The sequence below is a fragment of the Kitasatospora sp. NPDC001095 genome, from assembly GCF_053598615.1.
In genome coordinates, this window is the sequence record NZ_JBSFKQ010000003.1 from 127,345 (window position 1) to 147,312 (window position 19,968).

Genomic DNA, 19,968 nt, shown 5'->3' on the forward strand with positions numbered 1-19,968 from the left:
CCCACGAGCCCCGCACCTCCTTCGGGAGGTGCGGGGCTCGTGCCGTTCCCGGGGATTTCCGGCCCGACGGCGCTCGTTCTTTTGTGTGGCAAAACCGGGCATCCCGTACCCCATGAGTGGGGGACCGGCGGTACGCGCTTCTTCCGAGTGGCCGCGCACTGTTAGAGTCCGTGGAGTTCCCTTGTAGGCTGCGCGTAGGCTCGCCTGTGCCGTCTGTACGGGAGCCCGTACCGCAAAACTCCCCATTCAGGACCGACCCTCCCGCCGACGACGCGCGGGAGGCGCAGGAGGCACCGTGCTCAGTGCGTTCGCGCGGGCGTTCCAGACGCCCGACCTGCGCAAGAAGCTGCTGTTCACGCTGGGCATCATGGTGCTGTTCCGGCTGGGCTCGCACATCCCGATTCCGGGCGTGAGTTTCACGGCCGTGAACGAGTGCGTGAAGGAGACCAAGAACAGTGGCCTCTTCGGACTCGTCAACCTGTTCAGCGGTGGCGCGCTCCTCCAGCTGACGATCTTCGCCCTCGGCATCATGCCGTACATCACGGCGAGCATCATCCTCCAGCTCCTCACCGTCGTGATCCCGCGACTGGAGATGCTGAAGAAGGAGGGGCAGGCCGGCCAGGCGAAGATCACCCAGTACACCCGGTACCTGACCATCGCCCTCGCCGTGCTCCAGGGCACCGGCATCGTGGCGACGGCCTCCAGCGGCGCGCTGTTCTCCGGCTGCCCGCTGGCCAACCAGATCGTCCCGGACACCAGCGTGTTCCGGATCGCCGTCATGGTCCTCACCATGACCGCGGGCACCACGGTCATCATGTGGCTGGGCGAGCTGATCACCGACCGCGGCATCGGCAACGGCATGTCGCTGCTGATCTTCACCTCGATCGCGGCCCAGTTCCCGTCCTCGATGTGGGCGATCAAGCAGTCCGGCACCATCGGCGACGGCTGGGTCGAGTTCCTCTCCGTGGTCGCGGTCGGCATCATCGTCGTGATGCTGGTCATCTTCGTCGAGCAGGCCCAGCGCCGGATCCCGGTCCAGTACGCGAAGCGGATGATCGGCCGCCGGGCGTTCGGTGGGACCTCGACCTACATCCCGCTCAAGGTGAACCAGGCCGGTGTCATCCCGGTCATCTTCGCCTCGTCGCTGCTGTACATCCCCGCCCTCGTGGTCCAGCTGACCAACAGCCAGGCGGGCTGGGCCACGTGGATCCGGACGAACTTCGTCAAGGGTGACCACCCGATCTACATGGCCACCTACTTCCTGCTGATCGTCTTCTTCGCCTTCTTCTACGTCGCCATCTCCTTCAACCCCGAAGAAGTTGCCGACAACATGAAGAAGTATGGTGGGTTCATCCCGGGTATCCGGGCCGGCCGACCGACGGCCGAGTACCTGAACTACGTGCTGACCCGAATCACGTGGCCGGGTTCGCTCTACCTGGGCCTGATCGCGTTGATCCCGATGATCGCCCTGGTCGCCTTCGGACAGCAGACCAACTTCCCGTTCGGCGGCACCAGCGTGCTCATCGTCGTCGGCGTCGGACTCGAAACTGTGAAGCAGATCGAGAGCCAGCTCCAGCAGCGCAATTACGAAGGGTTCCTCCGCTGATGCGTATCGTCCTCGTTGGTCCTCCCGGGGCCGGGAAGGGTACTCAGGCGCACCTGCTCGCCAAGACCCTGTCCATCCCCCACATCTCCACCGGCGACCTGTTCCGTGCGAACATCAGCCAGGGCACCCCGCTCGGCCTCGAGGCCAAGAGCTACATGGACGCGGGACACCTGGTGCCGGACGAGGTCACCATCGGGATGGCCAAGGACCGAATGCTCCAGGAGGACGCCGCCAACGGCTTCCTGCTCGACGGCTTCCCCCGCAACCTGGGGCAGGCCAAGGCGCTGGACGAGTTCCTCGCCGAGCAGGGCATAAAGCTGGACGGTGTGCTGGACCTGGAGGTCCCCGAGGACGAGGTCGTCCGCCGGATCGCCGGCCGTCGCCTGTGCCGCAACGACGGCGGCCACGTCTTCCACGTGGACTACAACCCGCCGAAGGTCGAGGGCGTCTGCGACGAGTGCGGCGGCGAGCTGTACCAGCGCTCGGACGACACCGAGGAGAAGGTGCGCACGCGCCTGGAGGTCTACCACACGGAGACCGAGCCGATCATCGACTACTACGTCCAGCAGGGCCTGGTGGCGACGATCTCGGCCCTCGGCAAGGTGGACGAGGTCACCGCCCGCTCGATCGAGGCGTTGAAGCAGGACAGCTGAGTCTCTCGGCGAACGTACGACGGTACGGCCGGGTCGCCCGTGAAGCGGGTGGCCCGGCCGTTTCGGCGTCGTACGGTGGTAGCAGTGGTAATCCGGACTTGGAAGGCGTGACCAGATGGTGGAGATCAAGACCCCCGAGCAGATCGCGAAGATGCGAGCGGCCGGGCTGGTCGTCGCCGAGGCCCTGAAGGCCTGCCGCGAGGCTGTCGTCCCGGGGGTGACCACCCAGGAGCTCAACGACATCGCGGACAAGGTCATCACCGACCACGGCGCCACCTCGAACTTCCGCGCCCACCACGGCGGGCTCTGGTTCCCGGGCGTCATCTGCGCCTCGGTGAACAACGAGGTCGTGCACGGCATCCCCGGCGAGCGGGTGCTCCAGGAGGGTGACGTCATCTCGATCGACTGCGGCGCCATCCTGGACGGCTGGCACGGCGACTCGGCCATCACGGTGGCGGTCGGCGAGGTCCGCCCGGAGGTCGAGATGCTGAGCCGGGTCACCGAGGGCTCGATGTGGGCCGGCATCGCCCAGATGAAGAAGAACAACCGTCTGGTCGACGTCTCCAAGGCGATCGAGGGCTACATCCGCCGCCAGCCGCTGCCGCCTAAGGGCAAGTGGGGCATCACCGAGGGCTACGGCGGCCACGGCATCGGCACCGCGATGCACATGGAGCCGCACGTGCTGAACTACGTCGAGCGCGGCCGTGGCAAGGGCCCGAAGCTGGTGCCGGGCACCGTGCTGGCGATCGAGCCGATGGTCTCGCTCGGCACCCCGCACACCACCGTGCTGGAGGACGACTGGACGGTCGTCACCAACGACGGCACCTGGGCCTCGCACTGGGAGCACTCGGTGGCCGTCACCGAGCAGGGTCCGCTGGTGCTGACCGCCTTCGACGGCGGCAAGGCGGAACTGGCCAAGCTGGGCATCACCGCAGCTCCGGACCCCCTCGCGTAGTCACGGCGGCGCCCAACCGCCGCCGCTGACAAGGGATCAGAGCCCTGGAGGTTTGGACCTCCAGGGCTTTTGTCCTATTTTTATCCGCTGGCAGTGGTCAGTAGTGGTCAGCAGTGGCTTACGAGCGAGCAGGAGACAGCACGTGCTCAAGGGATTCCGCGACTTCATGATGCGCGGCAACGTCGTCGACATGGCGGTCGGTGTGGTCATCGGTGCCGCGTTCACCGCGGTGGTGACCGGCTTCGTGTCCGCCTTCCTCACCCCGCTGGTGGGTGTGGTGGTCGGCGCGGCCGGCGACTTCAGCTCGTACAAGGCGCACATCGCCGGAGTGACCTTCCCGTACGGGCAGTTCCTCAACGTGCTGATCGCGTTCTTCATGACCGCCGCGGTGCTGTACTTCTGCGTGGTGCTGCCGATCACCAAGGCGACCGCGCGCTACATGCCGAAGAAGCCGAAGGCGCCGAAGCGCCCGTGCCCCGAGTGCCTGACCGAGATCCCCGAGGCCGCCCGCCGCTGCTCGGCCTGCACCGCCCACGTCGAGCCGCTGACCGTCACCACCCGGGCCTGACGGAACGGGTGTGACGGCTACCGCTTTCCGGGGCCCCCGTTTTGGTCCACCGCACGCGCTGGCGTAGGATGGACCGTCGGCTCACTCGTAGCGTGCTTCAGCGCGCCCTCTTCCCTCCGGGGTAGGGGTGAACCCAGGTTCGCACGAGCGTTCCGCATACGGTAGCCGGTCCCGGAAGGTGGATCTCGCAGTTCATGGCTAAGAAGCAAGGCGCCATTGAGATCGAGGGCACCGTGATCGAGTCTCTTCCGAACGCGATGTTCAAGGTCGAGCTGCAGAACGGTCACAAGGTCCTCGCGCACATCAGTGGCAAGATGCGCATGCACTACATCCGCATCCTGCCGGACGACCGGGTCGTCGTGGAGCTCAGCCCCTACGACCTCACGCGCGGGCGGATCGTCTACCGCTACAAGTAAGAACGTCAGATCTAGACCCGGAGAACCTGAAACATGAAGGTCAAGCCGAGCGTCAAGAAGATCTGCGACAAGTGCAAGGTGATCCGCCGCCACGGCCGGGTCATGGTGATCTGCGACAACCTGCGCCACAAGCAGCGCCAGGGCTGATCGCTCTCCAGCATTTCTCGTAGTACTTCGCGCGACGCGAAAACGTCATAAGCGGGCTACCCGATCCGTCCCCTCGTGGACGGACTGCCACCCCCGGTCAGAGGCCGGGGCTCCATCGTCGAGAGGCGAAGGAGTAGGTAGCACGCAAGACCTCTGAAGAACCACAGGAGCCTTGAATGGCACGCCTCGCCGGCGTTGATCTCCCCCGTGAGAAGCGGATCGAGATCGCCCTCACCTACGTGTACGGCATCGGCCGTACCCGCGCCCAGCAGACCCTGGCCGAGACCGGTGTCAACCCGGATGTCCGCGTTCGCGACATCTCCGAGGACGACCTCGTCAAGCTGAGCCAGTACATCGACGCCAACTACACGGTCGAGGGTGACCTCCGCCGTGAGGTGGCCGCCGACATCCGCCGCAAGGTCGAGATCGGCTGCTACGAGGGTCTGCGTCACCGCCGTGGCCTGCCGGTCCGCGGTCAGCGCACCCACACCAACGCGCGTACCCGCAAGGGCCCGCGTCGCGCGATCGCCGGCAAGAAGAAGCCGGGCAAGAAGTAGTCCGTCCCGTAACCGGACATCCCTCCGGCCCGCGGGTCAGCGGACCGACCACCTCAGTAGGAGAACAGACTTATGCCCCCCAAGGGTCGTCAGGCTGCCGGCGCGAAGAAGATCCGCCGCAAGGAAAAGAAGAACGTCGCTCACGGCCACGCGCACATCAAGAGCACGTTCAACAACACCATCGTTTCGATCACCGACCCCGCGGGCAACGTGATCTCCTGGGCCTCCGCCGGCCACGTCGGCTTCAAGGGCTCGCGCAAGTCCACCCCGTTCGCCGCGCAGATGGCCGCCGAGGCCGCTGCCCGTCGCGCGCAGGAGCACGGCATGCGCAAGGTTGACGTCTTCGTGAAGGGTCCGGGCTCCGGCCGCGAGACCGCGATCCGTTCGCTCCAGGCCACCGGCCTGGAGGTCGGCTCGATCCAGGACGTCACCCCCACCCCGCACAACGGCTGCCGCCCGCCGAAGCGCCGCCGCGTCTGACGCAGCGCCTTCGGGCTCGCAGTACCTGCTGTAAACCTCGTACGGGGTCCTGCTTCTCGGCGGGACCCCGTACGCTTGGTCCTGTCGGCATCAAATAGTGGGTGCCGAAGACAACCGGAGGATTTCCCCCATGCTTATCGCTCAGCGTCCTTCGCTGACCGAAGAGGTCGTCGACGAGTTCCGCTCGCGGTTCGTGATCGAGCCGCTGGAGCCGGGCTTCGGCTACACCCTCGGCAACTCCCTGCGCCGCACGCTCCTGTCGTCGATCCCGGGTGCCGCTGTCACCAGCATCCGCATCGACGGCGTCCTGCACGAGTTCACCACCGTGCCGGGCGTCAAGGAGGACGTGACCGACCTCATCCTCAACATCAAGCAGCTGGTCGTCTCCTCGGAGCACGACGAGCCGGTCGTGATGTACCTGCGCAAGCAGGGCCCGGGTGTCGTCACCGCCGCCGACATCGCCCCGCCGGCGGGTGTCGAGGTGCACAACCCCGAGCTGGTCCTCGCCACGCTGAACGGCAAGGGCAAGCTGGAGATGGAGCTGACCGTCGAGCGCGGTCGCGGCTACGTCTCCGCCGTCCAGAACAAGGCCTCCGGCCAGGAGATCGGCCGCATCCCGGTCGACTCGATCTACAGCCCGGTGCTGAAGGTCACCTACAAGGTCGAGGCCACCCGTGTCGAGCAGCGGACCGACTTCGACAAGCTGATCGTCGACGTCGAGACCAAGCCCGCCATGCGTCCGCGCGACGCCATGGCCTCGGCCGGCAAGACCCTGGTGGAGCTGTTCGGCCTCGCCCGCGAGCTGAACATCGACGCCGAGGGCATCGACATGGGCCCGTCCCCGACGGACGCCGCCCTGGCCGCCGACCTGGCGCTGCCGATCGAGGAGCTGGAGCTCACCGTCCGCTCCTACAACTGCCTCAAGCGCGAGGGCATCCACACCGTGGGTGAGCTCGTCGCCCGCTCCGAGGCCGACCTGCTCGACATCCGCAACTTCGGTGCGAAGTCGATCGACGAGGTCAAGGCGAAGCTGGCCGGCATGGGCCTGGCCCTCAAGGACAGCCCGCCCGGGTTCGACCCGACCGCTGCCGCCGACGCCTTCGGCGCCGACGACCTCGACGACTCGCACTTCGCCGAGACCGAGCAGTACTAAGAGAATTGGCCGCGGGGGCGGTTCCACGGAACCGCCCCCGTCGTCCTGAAAGCCGTACGGGCACAGTGCCCGTACGCCCGCTGCGGTACCTGGTACGGCCGCAGTCGGAGATTCGAGGAGTAATTCCATGCCGCGTCCCACCAAGGGTGCCCGCCTGGGCGGTGGCCCGCACCACGAGCCGCTGCTGCTCGCCGGTCTGGCCCGTGAGCTGTTCCAGTACGGCCGCATCACCACCACCGAGGCCAAGGCCCGCCGCCTGCGCCCGCTGGCGGAGAAGCTGATCACCAAGGCGAAGAAGGGCGACATCCACAACCGTCGCCTGGTGCGCAAGACCATCACCGACGTGTCGGTGCTGCACACCCTCTTCACCGAGATCGCGCCGCGCTACGAGAACCGCCCGGGTGGCTACACCCGCATCACCAAGATCGGTCCCCGTCGTGGCGACAACGCCCCGATGGCCGTGATCGAGCTGGTCGAGGCGCTGACCGTCGCGCAGACCGCCGTCGGCGAGGCCGAGGCCGCCACCAAGCGTGCCGTCAAGGAGGCCGACGCCAAGGTCGAGGCCACCGAGACCGAGGCCGCCGAGCAGGCCTGACACCACTAGGTGTTGTTGCGGGCCCGCTTCCCCAGCGATGGGGGAGCGGGCCCGTTCCTCATGTCCAGGGAGTGAAGAGCAGTGGTCAACGATTGCGCCGAGCGGCCGCCGGCGAAGGACGGCCCGGCCGACGGGTACGTCCGGGTCCGGCTGGACCTTGCCTACCAGGGCGCCGAGTTCTCCGGCTGGGCCCGACAGAAGGGCGGCCGCCGGACGGTCCAGGAGGAGATCGAGACCGCGCTCCAGATCGTCACCCGCAGCTCGGAGCTGTTCCCGCTGACCGTGGCCGGGCGCACCGACGCCGGGGTGCACGCCCGCGGCCAGGTCGCCCACGTCGACCTGCCGGCCGAACTGTGGGAGGCGCACCGGGAGAAGCTGCTGCGCCGACTGGCCGGCCGGCTGCCCGGGGACGTCCGGATCTACCGGGTCGGCGAGGCGCCGGCCGGGTTCGACGCCCGCTTCTCGGCGATCTGGCGCCGGTACGCGTACCGGGTCGCCGACCACCCCGGCGGGGTCGACCCGCTGCTGCGCGGCCACGTGCTCTGGCACGACCGCCCGCTGGACGTGGACCGGATGAACCGGGCGGCCGAGCTGCTGCTCGGCGAGCACGACTTCGCCGCGTACTGCAAGAAGCGCGAGGGCGCCACCACCATCCGCACCCTGCTGGAGCTGCACTGGGACCGCGTCCCGGTGGACTCCTACGCCGCCCAGGAGGGCTCCCTCGCGGTCGCCACCGTCCGGGCCGACGCCTTCTGCCACAACATGGTCCGGGCGCTGGTCGGCGCGATGCTGCTGGTCGGCGACGGGCACCGGCCGGTGGAGTTCCCCGGCGAGGTGCTGGCCGGCGGGGTGCGCAACTCCGCCGTCAACGTGATCCGGCCGTACGGGCTCACGCTGGAGGAGGTCGGCTACCCGCCGGACGACCAGCTGGCCGAGCGCAACCGCGCGGCCCGGCGGATGCGCACCCTGCCGGGGCGGAGCGCGTAGTGAGGTAATCCGTTTTGGCCCGGCGCGTCCGCTTGGGAGAATCGCTCCCATGGGACACGTCGAGATTTCGCACCTGGAGTACTACCTGCCGGACGGGCGCGTCCTGTTCGACGACGCGTCCTTCCGGGTGGGCGAGGGAGCCGCGGTCGCCCTGGTCGGCGCCAACGGCGCCGGCAAGACCACCCTGCTGCGCATGATCGCGGGGGACATCCAGCCGCACGGCGGCTCGGTGACGATCAGCGGCGGGCTCGGCGTGATGCGCCAGTTCGTCGGCACCACCGGCCGCGAGGACCAGCAGGCCACGCCCGGCGCGCTGCCGGCCGACGCCTCGGTGCGCGACCTGCTGGTGTCGGTCGCCCCGGAGCGGATCGCCAAGGCGGCCCGCGCGGTGGACGCCGCCGAGCTGGCGATGATCGCCCAGGACGACGAGAAGACGCAGATGGCCTACGCCCAGGCGCTCTCCGACTGGGCCGACGTCGGCGGCTACGACTACGAGACCGACTGGGACGTCTGCACCATGGCGGCCCTGGGGATGCCCTTCGACAAGGCCCAGTGGCGCGGCCTGAACACCCTCTCCGGCGGCGAGCAGAAGCGGCTCGTCCTGGAGGCGCTGCTGCGCGGTCCCGACGAGGTGCTGCTGCTCGACGAGCCCGACAACTACCTGGACGTCCCGGCCAAGCGCTGGCTGGAGGAGGCCATCAAGGCCACCTCGAAGACCGTCCTGTTCATCTCGCACGACCGCGAGCTGCTCTCCAAGACCGCGGACAAGATCATCGCCGTCGAGACCGGTGCCACCGGCAGCAGCGTCTGGGTGCACGGCGGCGGCTTCGACACCTTCCACGAGGCCCGCAAGGCCCGCTTCGCGCGCTTCGAGGAGCTGCGCCGCCGCTGGGACGAGGAGCACGCCAAGCTCAAGAAGCTGGTCGTCACCCTGCGCCAGGCCGCCGCGGTCAGCCACGAGATGGCCTCCCGCTACGCCGCCGCCCAGACCAGGCTGAAGAAGTTCGAGGACGCCGGCCCGCCCGAGACGCCGCCGCGCGAGCAGACCATCACCATGCGGCTCAAGGGCGGGCGCACCGGCGTGCGCGCCTTCACCATGGAGCAGCTGGAGCTCACCGGCCTGATGCAGCCCTTCGACCTGGAGGTCTTCTACGGCGAGCGGGTCGCGGTGCTGGGCGCCAACGGCGCCGGCAAGTCGCACCTCCTGCGGCTGCTGGCCGGTGACGGGTCGGTCGCGCACACCGGCGAGTGGAAGCTCGGCGCCCGGGTCGTGCCCGGCCACTTCCGGCAGACCCACGCCCACCCGGAGCTGTTCGGCCGCACCGTGCGGTCGATCGTCGAGGAGGAGCACGCGCTCAGCCGCGGCGCCGCGATGGGTGCGCTGCGCCGGTACGAGCTGGACCGCCAGGAGGAGCAGAAGTTCGAGTCGCTGTCCGGCGGGCAGCAGGCCCGGCTGATGATCCTCAAGCTCGAACTCTCCGGCGTGACGGCCCTGTTGCTCGACGAGCCGACCGACAACCTGGACCTGGAGAGCGCCGAGGCCCTGCAGGCCGGCCTGGAGGCCTTCGACGGCACCGTGCTGTGCGTGACCCACGACCGCTGGTTCGCCAAGACCTTCGACCGCTTCCTGGTGTTCGGCGCGGACGGCCGGGTGTACGAGTCGCCGGAGCCGGTCTGGGACGTGACCCGGGTGGAGCGCGAACGCTGAGTGACGGCGGGGGTCGGTCCCGGGCGCTTTTGACCCGCCCCCGCCCTGCCGGTAACCTGGACGCTTGATGTGCGTATTGGCTCGCTCTATCTCACGTGAGAGGTCGGTACGCCGGAGACATCAGGTCGTCGACCAGCGGTCCCCCTTGAATTGCGTCCAAGGATGGCCAGGCTGCTCTTCCGTCCGGGTGCTCCTGTCAGGACTCACTCACTGAAAAGCGAAGGCTACGACCGTGCGTACGTACAGCCCCAAGCCCGGCGACGTCCAGCGTCAGTGGCACGTCATCGACGCGACCGACGTCGTGCTGGGCCGCCTGGCCTCCCAGGCCGCCAACCTCCTCCGGGGCAAGCACAAGGCGATCTACGCGCCGCACGTTGACACTGGTGACTTCGTCATCATCATCAACGCCGACAAGGTGCACCTGTCCGGTAACAAGAAGACCCAGAAGCTGGCCTACCGCCACTCGGGCTTCCCGGGCGGTCTGCGCTCGGTGCGCTACGACGACCTGCTGGCGAACAACCCGGAGAAGGCCGTCGAGAAGGCCATCAAGGGCATGATCCCCAAGAACAGCCTGGGCCGCCAGATGCTCTCGAAGCTGAAGGTCTACTCGGGCGACCAGCACCCGCACGCTGCCCAGCAGCCGGTGCCGTTCGAGATCACCCAGGTCGCGCAGTAATTCGGCCACCAAGCCCCCCAACACTGAAAAGAGCTGAGGAACACCGTGGCCGAGACCACTGAAACCCTTGAGGTCGACTTCGACGAGACCGTCGTCGAGGGCGAGTACACCTCCGAGGAGAGCTACACCTCCGAGTCGCTGGCCGGCCGCTTCGGCGAGGCCGTCCCCGGCGCCGGCCTGGGCCGTCGCAAGGAGGCGATCGCCCGCGTGCGCATCGTCCCCGGCACCGGCCAGTGGAAGATCAACGGTCGCACCCTCGAGGGCTACTTCCCGAACAAGGTGCACCAGCAGACCGTGAACGAGCCCTTCAAGCTCCTGGAGCTGGACGGCCGTTACGACGTCGTCGCCCGCATCAGCGGTGGCGGCGTCTCCGGCCAGGCCTACGCGCTGCGCCTCGGCGTCGCCCGTGCCCTGAACGAGGCCGACGTGGACAACAACCGCGGCGCGCTGAAGAAGGCCGGCTTCCTGACCCGTGACGCCCGCGCCGTCGAGCGCAAGAAGGCCGGTCTGAAGAAGGCCCGCAAGGCGCCGCAGTACAGCAAGCGCTAATCGCCTCCCCGGGGGTGCGGTCCGCCCTGGCGGCGCACCCCCTGGTTGCGCGAAACCGTCGCCCCGGAGTACCTCGCGTACTCCGGGGCGACGTGTTCCCCGGCTACTGTGCGGCGGCCGGGATCATCGGTTGGGTTCCGAGCAGTGGTGATGGAGGACGGGACAGTGGGACGACTCTTCGGTACGGACGGCGTGCGCGGGGTGGCCAACGAGGGCCTGACGGCGGAGCTGGCCCTCGGCCTGTCGGTCGCGGCGGCCCATGTGCTCGGTGAGGCCGGCGCCTTCGACGGCCACCGGCCGGTCGCGGTGGTCGGCCGTGACCCGCGCGCCTCGGGCGAGTTCCTCGAGGCCGCCGTCATCGCCGGTCTGGCGAGCGCGGGCGTCGACGTCCTGCGGGTCGGCGTCCTGCCCACCCCGGCCGTGGCGTACCTCACCGGCGCGCTCGGCGCCGACTTCGGCGTGATGCTGTCCGCCAGCCACAACGCCATGCCGGACAACGGCATCAAGTTCCTCGCCCGCGGCGGCCACAAGCTGGACGACCGGATCGAGGACGCGATCGAGACCCACTACCGCAAGCACTCGCTCGGCGACGAGGACTGGAACCGTCCGACCGGCGCGGCCGTCGGCCGGGTGCGCGAGTACACCGAGGGCTTCGACAAGTACGTCGCCCACCTGATCGGCGTGCTGCCCAACCGCCTGGACGGCGTCAAGGTCGTCATCGACGGCGCCCACGGCGCGGCCGCCTACGTCGCCCCCGAGGCCTTCGCCCGGGCCGGCGCCGAGGTGGTCCACACCCTGGGGGCCGAGCCCACCGGCCTCAACATCAACGACGGCGTCGGCTCCACCCACCTGGACCGGCTGCGCGTCGCGATGAAGGAGCACCAGGCCGACCTGGGCATCGCCCTGGACGGCGACGCCGACCGCTGCCTGGCCGCCGACGCCGAGGGCAACGAGGTGGACGGCGACCAGATCATCGCCATCCTCGCCGTCGCCATGAAGGAGGCCGGCACCCTGCGCCGCAACACCGCGGTGGCCACCGTGATGTCCAACCTCGGCTTCAAGCTGGCGATGGAGCGCGAGGGCATCGAGCTGGTGGAGACCGCCGTCGGCGACCGCTACGTGCTGGAGGCGATGAAGGAGCACGGCTTCGCGCTGGGCGGCGAGCAGTCCGGCCACGTGATCCTGCTGGACCACGCCACCACCGGCGACGGCACCCTGACCGGACTGATGCTGGGCGCCCGGCTGGCCGCCACCAAGCAGCCGCTGGCCGACCTGGCCGCCGTGATGACCCGGCTGCCGCAGGTGCTGATCAACGTCAAGGGTGTCGACAAGTCCCGGGTGCGGACCAGCACCGAGCTGGCCGCCGCGGTCGCCGGCGCCGAGGCCGAGCTGGGCTCCACCGGCCGGGTGCTGCTGCGCCCGTCGGGCACCGAGCCGCTGGTCCGGGTGATGGTCGAGGCCGCCGACCCGGCGCAGGCCGAGGCGGTCGCGCAGCGGCTGGCCGAGGCGGTGCGCACCCACCTGGGCTGAGCCCCGTACGGCACGAGGCCCCCACCGGGTTCCGGTGGGGGCCGTCGGTGTTGCTCCGAGGACGCCTCAGAGCTTGCGCAGCAGCGCCCGGCGGACCTTGTGGTCCTGGCCCTTCTGGAGGATCAGGGTGGCCCGGCCGCGGGTCGGCAGGACGTTCTCCAGCAGGTTGGGCTTGTTGATGGTGCGCCAGACCTGCCGGCCGTACTCCATCGCCTCCTCCTCCGGCACCTCGGTGAAGCGGCGGAAGTAGGAGTTCGGGTCCTGGAAGGCGGTCTGCCGAAGCTTGCGGAAGCGGTCCAGGTACCAGTGCTCGATGTCGTCGGTCCGGGCGTCGACGTAGATCGAGAAGTCGAAGTAGTCGGCCACCGCGAGGCGGGTGCGGCCGTCGGTGCCGGGCAGGGCCGGCTGGAGCACGTTCAGGCCCTCGACGATCAGGATGTCCGGGCGCTCCACGGTGAGCCGCTCGCCCTGCACGATGTCGTACACCAGGTGCGAGTAGACCGGCGCGCTGACCCGCTCCTTGCCCGCCTTCACGTCCGCGACGAAGCGCATCAGCGCCCGGCGGTCGTACGACTCCGGGAAGCCCTTGCGGGCCATCAGGCCGCGGCGGCGCAGCTCGGCGTTGGGCAGCAGGAAGCCGTCGGTGGTGACCAGTTCGACCCGGGGGTGCTCGGGCCAGCGGGCGAGCAGCGCCTGGAGCAGACGGGCGGTGGTCGACTTGCCGACCGCGACGGAGCCGGCCACGCCGATGATGAACGGGGTGCGGGTGCGCTCGGTGTCCGGGGTGTCCAGGAAGGTGCCCAGCGCGCCGCGCAGCTCGTGCGTGGCGTGGATGTACAGGTTCAGCAGTCGCGACAGCGGCAGGTAGACGTCGCGGACCTCGTCCAGGTCGAGGGCGGTACCGAGGCCGCGCAGCCGCTCCACCTCCTCGGCGCTCAGCGGCAGCGGCGTACGCTCGCGCAGCGCGCTCCACTCGGCCCGGCTGAGGTCCACGTAGGGAGACGGGGACGGGCCGGGCGTGGCGGCGCCCCGCGTACAGAGTTCGGTCAGCACATGCTCCATTGTGAGCCGTCGCGACGTTCACGGTTGCTGTGGTGTCGGTCACGCAGCGTTCGCGCGCGGCGGGAAAACGGCCACAGAACCGCCCTTATGCTGGCACGCATGTGCGGAATTGTTGGATACGTGGGCGCTCAGTCCGCCCTCGACGTAGTAATCGCAGGCTTGCAGCGCCTGGAGTACCGGGGTTACGACTCGGCCGGTGTCGCGGTGCAGGTCCAGGACTCCGAGGGGCAGTGGAGTCTGGCCACGGACAAGCGGGCGGGCAAGCTCGCCAACCTGGAGAAGTCGCTCGCCGAGTCCCCTCTGCCCGGCGGCACCACCGGCATCGGCCACACCCGCTGGGCCACCCACGGCGGCCCGACGGACGCCAACGCCCACCCCCACCTGGACGACCGGCAGCGGGTGGCCGTGGTGCACAACGGCATCATCGAGAACTTCGCCCAGCTGCGCGCCGAGATCGCCGAGCGCGGCCACACCCTCCGGTCCGAGACCGACACCGAGGTCGTCGCCCACCTGCTGGGCGAGGCCTACGCGGGTGACCTCGCCGAGGCCATGCGGGTGGTCTGCCGTCAGCTGGAGGGCGCCTTCACCCTGGTGGCCGTGCACGCGGACGCGCCGGACGTGGTCGTCGGCGCCCGCCGCAACTCGCCGCTGGTGGTCGGCCGCGGCGAGGGCGAGAACTTCCTCGCCTCGGACGTCGCCGCCTTCATCGCCCACACCCGCGAGGCGATCGAGCTGGGCCAGGACCAGGTGGTCGAGCTGCGCCGCGAGGGCGTGACCGTCACCAACTTCGACGGCACCCCGGCCGACGTGCGCGAGTACCACGTCGACTGGGACGCCTCCGCCGCCGAGAAGGGCGGCTACGACTACTTCATGCTCAAGGAGATCGCCGAGCAGCCGAAGGCGGTCGCCGACACCCTGCTCGGCCGGATCGGTACCGACGGCCGGCTCACCCTCGACGAGCTGCGGATCTCCGACGCCGACCTGCGCTCGGTCGACAAGGTCGTCATCGTGGCCTGCGGCACGGCCTTCCACGCCGGCATGATCGCCAAGTACGCGATCGAGCACTGGACCCGCATCCCCTGCGAGGTCGAGGTCGCCTCCGAGTTCCGCTACCGCGACCCGATCATGGGCCCGGGCACGCTGGTCATCGCCATCTCGCAGTCCGGCGAGACCATGGACACCCTGATGGCCCTGCGGCACGCCCGCGAGCAGGGCGCCAAGGTGCTGGCGATCTGCAACACCAACGGCTCCACCATCCCGCGCGAGTCGGACGCGGTGCTGTACACCCACGCCGGCCCGGAGGTCGCGGTCGCCTCCACCAAGGCGTTCCTGACCCAGCTGGTCGCCTGCTACCTGGTCGCCCTGTACCTGGGCCAGGTGCGCGGCACCAAGTGGGGCGACGAGATCTTCGCCGTCATCAAGGAGCTCGGCGACGCGCCGAAGCAGGTCGAGCAGGTCCTGGAGACCATGGAGCCGGTGCGCGAGCTGGCCCGCTCGCTCGCCGACGCCCGCTCGGTGCTGTTCCTCGGCCGCCACGTCGGCTTCCCGGTGGCCCTGGAGGGCGCGCTCAAGCTCAAGGAGCTGGCGTACATGCACGCCGAGGGCTTCGCGGCGGGCGAGCTCAAGCACGGCCCGATCGCGCTGATCGAGGAGGGGCTGCCGGTCGTGGTGGTCGTGCCCTCGCCGCGCGGCCGGTCGATCCTGCACGACAAGATCGTCTCCAACATCCAGGAGATCCGGGCCCGCGGCGCCCGCACGATCGTGATCGCCGAGGAGGGCGATGAGGCCGTCGTCCCGTACGCGGACCACCTGATCCGCATCCCGGCCACCCCGACCCTGCTCCAGCCGCTGGTCGCCGCCGTCCCGCTCCAGGTCTTCGCCTGCGAGCTGGCCACGGCCAAGGGCCACGAGGTCGACCAGCCGCGCAACCTGGCGAAGTCGGTCACCGTCGAGTAGTGACGACCACGACGCCCCTGCGGTGGCTGTGCCCTACCGCAGGGGTGCCGTGTCGAGCGTGAAGGAGAACGGGGCGGGTGGCCCTTCTCCCTCCGGTGGGTCCGTGCCGAGCCACAAGGTAGGCGTACGGGCGGACACCGGCGGGGCATCCAAGTGGGTGTCACTCGAAAGTGTGCCGCAGTCCGGCCTGCCGTGGGGCCGCGGCGCGGGCTAGCGTCGGTGGTACGCCGATCGCCGAGGGAGACCCGCCATGCGTCATGCACACCCTGTGGAAACCGTCCGGGCCGCGGAGGCGGAGCTGATGGCGCGGCTGCCGGAGGGCACGTTGATGCAGCGGGCGGCGGCGGGGTTGGCGGCGACCTGTGCGCGGCTGCTGACGCGGCGTCGGGGGCGGGTGTACGGCGGTCGGGTGACGGTGCTGGCGGGCAGCGGGGACAACGGGGGTGACGCCCTGTACGCCGGGGCCGCGCTGGCCCGGCGCGGGGCGCGGGTGACGGCGGTGCTGCTGACGCCGGAGAAGGCGCACCCGGGCGGGCTGGCCGCGCTGCGGGCCGCCGGCGGACGGGTGACGGTGGAGGAGGAAGTCGGCCTGGCCGACTTCTCGCGCGCGGACCTGGTGCTGGACGGCATCGTCGGCATCGGAGGCCGGGGCGGGCTGCGCCCCGAGGCGGAGCCGTACGCGCGGGCCCGGCGGTCCGGGACCGTGGTGGCGGTGGACCTGCCGAGCGGGGTGGACGCCGACACCGGCGAGGTGCCGGGCGCGGCGCTGCGGGCGGACGTCACGGTCTGCTTCGGCACGTACAAGCCCGGGCTGCTGGTCGACCCTGGGGCCTCGTACGCGGGCGTGGTGCAGCTGGTCGGCATCGGGCTGGAGCCGCCCGCCGGGGAGGTGACGGCGCTCCAGCACGCGGACGTGGCGGCGCTGCTGCCGGTGCCGGGCGCGGAGAGCGACAAGTACCGGCGCGGCGTCGTCGGGGTGGCGGCCGGCTCGGCGACGTACCCGGGGGCGGCGCTGCTGGCCGTTGCGGGGGCGCTGCACGGCGGCGCGGGCGCCGTCCGGTACGTGGGCACGGCGGCCGAGGAGGTGGTGCGGCGCTTCCCGGAGACGCTGGTCACCGAGGGCGGCCCGGCCGGTGCCGGGCGGGTGCAGGCCTGGGTGGTCGGGCCGGGCGGCGGTGAGGGGGCGCGGCAGGCGCTGACCGAGGCGCTGGCGAGCGACGTCCCGGTGCTGGTGGACGCGGACGCGCTGACCGAGCTGGGCCGGCTCGGCCCGGGCGCGCTGGCCGGCCGCACCGCGCCCACCCTGCTCACCCCGCACACCGGCGAGGCGGCCCGGCTGCTCGCGGGCGCCGAGGGCGGCGCGCCGCCGGCCGCCGACGACCTGGCCGCGGCCCGGCTGGCCACCGCCCGCCGGCTGGCGGCGCACTACCGCGCGACGGTGCTGCTGAAGGGCTCCACCACGGTGGTCGCCGACCCGGGCGGGGCCGTCCGGGTGAACCCGACCGGCACCTCCTGGCTGGCCACCGCCGGCAGCGGCGACGTCCTGGCCGGGCTGGCCGGCTCCCTGCTGGCGGCGGGCCTCGCGCCGCTGGACGCCGCGTCGGTGGCCGCCTACCTGCACGGCCTGGCCGGCCGCGAGGCGGCGGGCGCGCCGGGCGCCCCGACGACGGCGCTCGCGGTGGCCGGGGCGCTGCCGGCGGTGTGGCGAGCGGTCCGCGAGGGGTGGGCGCCGGAACCGGAACGTCCGGTCGCGGCGTCCTGAACGGGGTGAACGGGCGGTCCGCCGCACGTCGGCGCGTCGTAGGGGGCCGTCGTGTCCGACGGGCCGTTCGGCGAGGACTCCGGGACGTCTGGGAGACTGACCCTGATGACAACTGCGAACACGACCGGCACGGCCACCCTCACCGACGGCGTACGGGCCGAGGCGACCATCGATCTCGCCGCCCTGCGCGGCAACCTCGCGGCGCTGCGCGAGCGCGTCGGCGACGCGGCGGTGATGCTCGCGGTCAAGGCGAACGCCTACGGCCACGGCGCGGTCGAGTGTGCCCGGGAGGCGGTCGCGACCGGCGTCGGCTGGCTCGGCTGCGCGACCCCGGACGAGGCGCTGGCACTGCGGGCCGCGGGCATCCGCCCCGAGCGGGCCCGCATCCTGTGCTGGCTGTGGACGCCGGGCGGCCCGTGGCGCGAGGCGCTGCGCGCGGACCTGGACATCTCGGTCAGCGGCCAGTGGGCGCTGGACGAGCTGCTGCCCGCCGTGCGCGAGACCGGCATCCCGGCCCGGGTGCACCTGAAGGCCGACACCGGCCTCGGCCGCAACGGCTGCCAGCCGCGCGACTGGCCGCAGTTGGTGGCCGCCGCCCGCCGGGCCGAGGCGGAGGGACTGCTGACGGTCGTCGGCGTCTGGTCGCACTTCGCCGCGGCGGACGAGCCCGGCCACCCGTCGATCCAGGCCCAGCTGGACTCCTACCGCACCGCGCTGGCCACGGCCGAGTCCGCCGGGCTGCGCCCCGAGGTCCGGCACCTGGCGAACTCCCCGGCCGCCCTGCTCCTGCCCGAGGCGCACTTCGACCTGGTCCGCACCGGCCTGGCCGCGTACGGGCTGTCGCCGGTGCCCGAGGTGGGCTCCCCAGCGGACTTCGGGCTGCGCCCGGTGATGGCGCTGACCGCGCGGCTGGCGCTGGTCAAGCACGTTCCCGGCGGACACGGGGTCAGCTACGGCCACCACTACACGACGCCGGGCGAGACCACCCTGGGCCTGGTGCCGCTCGGCTACGGCGACGGCATCCCCCGGCACGCCAGCGGCGCCGGCCCGGTGCAGATCGACGGCAAGTGGCGCACGGTGGCCGGCCGGGTCGCGATGGACCAGTTCGTGGTGGACCTCGGCGGCGACACCCCGGAGATCGGCGACGAGGTGCTGGTGTTCGGCAACGGCGAGCGCGGCGAGCCCACCGCCGAGGACTGGGCCCGCGCCTGCGGCACCATCTCGTACGAGATCATCACCCGGATCGGCGCCCGGGTGCCCCGCCGCTACCTGGGCGGCAGCCACACCGAGGGCCCGTCGGCATGACCGACGCACCGGCCGAGCGAGGTCCGGTCGCCAAGGCGGCCGGCGCCGCCGGGGTGAGCCGGGCGGGAGTGATCGGGATCTCGGTCGGCGTGCTGGCGGCCGGGGCGGCCGCGGGCGTCGCGATAGAGCGGCTGACCGTCGGCCGGGCGACGCGCCGCCGGGCCCGGGCCGAGCTGGACGCGAACGCCCCGTACGGCTCGCTGCGCGGCCGTCCGCGGACGGTGGCCGCGCCGGACGGCACCGAGCTGTACGTCGAGCTGGACGGCACCGGCTGGAGCGAGCCGGACGGCGACGGCCGCGCGGCGAGCCACCACCCGGAACCGCTGACCGTGGTGTTCTGCCACGGCTACTGCCTCAACCAGGACAGCTGGCACTTCCAGCGGGCCGCGCTGCGCGACGGCATGCGGCTGGTCTTCTGGGACCAGCGCAGCCACGGCCGCTCCGAGCGCTCCCGCTCCTACCTGGCGGGGGAGCCGGCCGGCATCGACCAGCTGGGCGGCGACCTCAAGGCGGTGATCGACGCCGTCGCCCCGACCGGGCCGCTGGTGCTGGTGGGCCACTCGATGGGCGGCATGACGGTGATGGCGCTGGCCGACCAGCACCCGGAGCTGTTCCGCGAGCGCGTCACCGGCGTGGCGCTGGTCGGGACCCTCGCCGGGGACTGGAACGACGTCAGCCTGGGCCTGCCGAAGGCCGGCGCGAAGCTGTTCAAGAAGGTCGCGCCCGGGATGGTGAAGCTGCTGGGCCGCCAGGTCGACCTGGTCGAGGCGACCAGGCGGCTGGGTTCGGACGTGGCCGCGTTGTTCTACCGGAGGTTCTCCTTCGGCGGCCGGGACGTCGACCCCGGCGTGGTGCGCTTCGCCGAGCAGCTGCTGGACGCCACCCCGATCGACGTGGTCGCCGAGTTCTACCCGGTGTTCGGGGCGCACGAGAAGTACGAGGCGCTGGTCGCCCTGCGCGGCCTGCCCGCGCTGGTGCTGGCCGGGACGAAGGACCTGCTGACGCCCTCGACGCACAGCGAGGCGATCGCCGAGCGGCTGCCCGGCGCCGAGCTGGTGCTGGCCGAGGGCGCCGGGCACCTGGTGATGCTGGAGCGCCCCGAGCTGGTCGACCACGAGCTGGCGCGGCTGCTGCGCCGGGCCGGCGGCTTCGCCGGGGCGGCGCCGCTGCCCGCGGCCGTCCTCGACCTGGCCCGGGAGCGGGCCGCGGGCAGCGTCGCCGATCCGGTGTGATCCCGGGCCCGGCTCAGGGCCCCGCCCGCCGCACGGGGGCGCGCGGATGTGGCACGGTAGCGGTGGCGGCC

General features: G+C 71.1%; 20 protein-coding genes. 19 read left to right on the top strand and 1 reads right to left on the bottom strand.

Annotated elements, in window-relative coordinates:
* Positions 1 to 295: 295 nt before the first annotated feature.
* The 15 genes from secY to glmM all read left to right on the top strand — a co-directional run bounded on the left by secY (position 296) and on the right by glmM (position 12,580).
* Positions 296 to 1,606: a preprotein translocase subunit SecY gene (secY, locus tag ACWDBB_RS04600; protein WP_392867331.1), complete on the top strand. Its 1,311-nt coding sequence runs from the start codon at positions 296 to 298 to the stop codon at positions 1,604 to 1,606.
* A complete protein-coding gene (locus ACWDBB_RS04605; protein WP_402406061.1) occupies positions 1,606 to 2,259 on the top strand; it encodes an adenylate kinase in 654 nt (217 codons plus the stop codon). The genes secY and ACWDBB_RS04605 overlap by 1 nt, the downstream gene beginning before the upstream one ends.
* A 115-nt stretch (positions 2,260 to 2,374) precedes the next feature.
* On the top strand, positions 2,375 to 3,214 hold the full coding sequence (gene map, locus ACWDBB_RS04610) for a type I methionyl aminopeptidase (protein ID WP_355261350.1): 840 nt from the start codon (positions 2,375 to 2,377) through the stop codon (positions 3,212 to 3,214).
* Between the two features lie 142 nt (positions 3,215 to 3,356).
* On the top strand, positions 3,357 to 3,782 hold the full coding sequence (gene mscL / locus ACWDBB_RS04615) for a large conductance mechanosensitive channel protein MscL (RefSeq protein WP_449788177.1): 426 nt from the start codon (positions 3,357 to 3,359) through the stop codon (positions 3,780 to 3,782).
* Positions 3,783 to 3,976: 194 nt separating this feature from the next.
* Complete coding sequence (gene infA, locus ACWDBB_RS04620) at positions 3,977 to 4,198, top strand: translation initiation factor IF-1 (protein WP_003956442.1); 222 nt, start codon at positions 3,977 to 3,979, stop codon at positions 4,196 to 4,198.
* Between the two features lie 33 nt (positions 4,199 to 4,231).
* Positions 4,232 to 4,345, top strand: coding sequence for a 50S ribosomal protein L36 (rpmJ, locus tag ACWDBB_RS04625; protein ID WP_003956441.1), 114 nt, complete (start codon positions 4,232 to 4,234; stop codon positions 4,343 to 4,345).
* A gap of 176 nt (positions 4,346 to 4,521) precedes the next feature.
* On the top strand, positions 4,522 to 4,902 hold the full coding sequence (gene rpsM, locus ACWDBB_RS04630; RefSeq protein WP_188306769.1) for a 30S ribosomal protein S13: 381 nt from the start codon (positions 4,522 to 4,524) through the stop codon (positions 4,900 to 4,902).
* Between the two features lie 72 nt (positions 4,903 to 4,974).
* Entirely contained in the window at positions 4,975 to 5,382 is a 408-nt protein-coding gene (gene rpsK / locus ACWDBB_RS04635; protein ID WP_030232513.1) for a 30S ribosomal protein S11, read from the top strand.
* Positions 5,383 to 5,512: 130 nt separating this feature from the next.
* Positions 5,513 to 6,535 carry a DNA-directed RNA polymerase subunit alpha gene (locus tag ACWDBB_RS04640; RefSeq protein ID WP_049649049.1) on the top strand — a complete coding sequence of 341 codons (1,023 nt, stop codon included), beginning with the start codon at positions 5,513 to 5,515 and terminating at the stop codon, positions 6,533 to 6,535.
* Between the two features lie 127 nt (positions 6,536 to 6,662).
* Positions 6,663 to 7,130: a 50S ribosomal protein L17 gene (rplQ, locus tag ACWDBB_RS04645; RefSeq protein ID WP_396300203.1), complete on the top strand. Its 468-nt coding sequence runs from the start codon at positions 6,663 to 6,665 to the stop codon at positions 7,128 to 7,130.
* Positions 7,131 to 7,211: 81 nt separating this feature from the next.
* A complete protein-coding gene (truA, locus tag ACWDBB_RS04650) occupies positions 7,212 to 8,117 on the top strand; it encodes a tRNA pseudouridine(38-40) synthase TruA (RefSeq protein ID WP_449788178.1) in 906 nt (301 codons plus the stop codon).
* Positions 8,118 to 8,166: 49 nt separating this feature from the next.
* Positions 8,167 to 9,825, top strand: coding sequence for an ABC-F family ATP-binding cassette domain-containing protein (locus ACWDBB_RS04655; protein ID WP_449788179.1), 1,659 nt, complete (start codon positions 8,167 to 8,169; stop codon positions 9,823 to 9,825).
* 232 nt (positions 9,826 to 10,057) lie between these two features.
* Positions 10,058 to 10,501, top strand: a complete 444-nt coding sequence (gene rplM / locus ACWDBB_RS04660) for a 50S ribosomal protein L13 (RefSeq protein WP_030055846.1) — start codon at positions 10,058 to 10,060, stop codon at positions 10,499 to 10,501.
* Between the two features lie 45 nt (positions 10,502 to 10,546).
* The gene (gene rpsI, locus ACWDBB_RS04665) at positions 10,547 to 11,050 is read left to right on the top strand and encodes a 30S ribosomal protein S9 (RefSeq protein WP_224273932.1); all 504 of its coding nucleotides are present in this window, start codon (positions 10,547 to 10,549) and stop codon (positions 11,048 to 11,050) included.
* A gap of 165 nt (positions 11,051 to 11,215) precedes the next feature.
* Complete coding sequence (gene glmM, locus ACWDBB_RS04670) at positions 11,216 to 12,580, top strand: phosphoglucosamine mutase (RefSeq protein ID WP_449788180.1); 1,365 nt, start codon at positions 11,216 to 11,218, stop codon at positions 12,578 to 12,580.
* A gap of 66 nt (positions 12,581 to 12,646) precedes the next feature.
* Here the strand turns inward: glmM and coaA are convergent, their stop codons facing one another.
* On the bottom strand, positions 12,647 to 13,642 hold the full coding sequence (gene coaA, locus ACWDBB_RS04675) for a type I pantothenate kinase (protein ID WP_392867308.1): 996 nt from the start codon (positions 13,640 to 13,642) through the stop codon (positions 12,647 to 12,649).
* Between the two features lie 99 nt (positions 13,643 to 13,741).
* Between coaA and glmS the strand changes: the two genes are divergently transcribed.
* The 4 genes from glmS to ACWDBB_RS04695 all read left to right on the top strand — a co-directional run bounded on the left by glmS (position 13,742) and on the right by ACWDBB_RS04695 (position 19,897).
* Positions 13,742 to 15,598, top strand: a complete 1,857-nt coding sequence (gene glmS, locus ACWDBB_RS04680; RefSeq protein ID WP_449788181.1) for a glutamine--fructose-6-phosphate transaminase (isomerizing) — start codon at positions 13,742 to 13,744, stop codon at positions 15,596 to 15,598.
* Positions 15,599 to 15,848: 250 nt separating this feature from the next.
* Positions 15,849 to 17,360: an NAD(P)H-hydrate dehydratase gene (locus ACWDBB_RS04685; RefSeq protein ID WP_449788182.1), complete on the top strand. Its 1,512-nt coding sequence runs from the start codon at positions 15,849 to 15,851 to the stop codon at positions 17,358 to 17,360.
* 105 nt (positions 17,361 to 17,465) lie between these two features.
* Positions 17,466 to 18,665: an alanine racemase gene (alr, locus tag ACWDBB_RS04690; protein WP_449788183.1), complete on the top strand. Its 1,200-nt coding sequence runs from the start codon at positions 17,466 to 17,468 to the stop codon at positions 18,663 to 18,665.
* Complete coding sequence (locus tag ACWDBB_RS04695) at positions 18,662 to 19,897, top strand: alpha/beta fold hydrolase (protein WP_449788184.1); 1,236 nt, start codon at positions 18,662 to 18,664, stop codon at positions 19,895 to 19,897. Before alr ends, ACWDBB_RS04695 begins: the two co-directional genes overlap by 4 nt.
* Positions 19,898 to 19,968 lie beyond the last annotated feature (71 nt).

Coding starts and splice junctions, on each gene's coding strand:
- ACWDBB_RS04605 (WP_402406061.1), top strand. CDS start 1,606: ATGCGTATCGTCCTCGTTGGTCCTCCCGGGGCCGGGAAGGGTACTCAG.
- map (WP_355261350.1), top strand. CDS start 2,375: ATGGTGGAGATCAAGACCCCCGAGCAGATCGCGAAGATGCGAGCGGCC.
- infA (WP_003956442.1), top strand. CDS start 3,977: ATGGCTAAGAAGCAAGGCGCCATTGAGATCGAGGGCACCGTGATCGAG.
- rpmJ (WP_003956441.1), top strand. CDS start 4,232: ATGAAGGTCAAGCCGAGCGTCAAGAAGATCTGCGACAAGTGCAAGGTG.
- rpsM (WP_188306769.1), top strand. CDS start 4,522: ATGGCACGCCTCGCCGGCGTTGATCTCCCCCGTGAGAAGCGGATCGAG.
- rpsK (WP_030232513.1), top strand. CDS start 4,975: ATGCCCCCCAAGGGTCGTCAGGCTGCCGGCGCGAAGAAGATCCGCCGC.
- ACWDBB_RS04640 (WP_049649049.1), top strand. CDS start 5,513: ATGCTTATCGCTCAGCGTCCTTCGCTGACCGAAGAGGTCGTCGACGAG.
- rplQ (WP_396300203.1), top strand. CDS start 6,663: ATGCCGCGTCCCACCAAGGGTGCCCGCCTGGGCGGTGGCCCGCACCAC.
- ACWDBB_RS04655 (WP_449788179.1), top strand. CDS start 8,167: ATGGGACACGTCGAGATTTCGCACCTGGAGTACTACCTGCCGGACGGG.
- coaA (WP_392867308.1), bottom strand. CDS start 13,642: ATGGAGCATGTGCTGACCGAACTCTGTACGCGGGGCGCCGCCACGCCC.
- glmS (WP_449788181.1), top strand. CDS start 13,742: ATGTGCGGAATTGTTGGATACGTGGGCGCTCAGTCCGCCCTCGACGTA.
- ACWDBB_RS04685 (WP_449788182.1), top strand. CDS start 15,849: ATGCGTCATGCACACCCTGTGGAAACCGTCCGGGCCGCGGAGGCGGAG.
- alr (WP_449788183.1), top strand. CDS start 17,466: ATGACAACTGCGAACACGACCGGCACGGCCACCCTCACCGACGGCGTA.
- ACWDBB_RS04695 (WP_449788184.1), top strand. CDS start 18,662: ATGACCGACGCACCGGCCGAGCGAGGTCCGGTCGCCAAGGCGGCCGGC.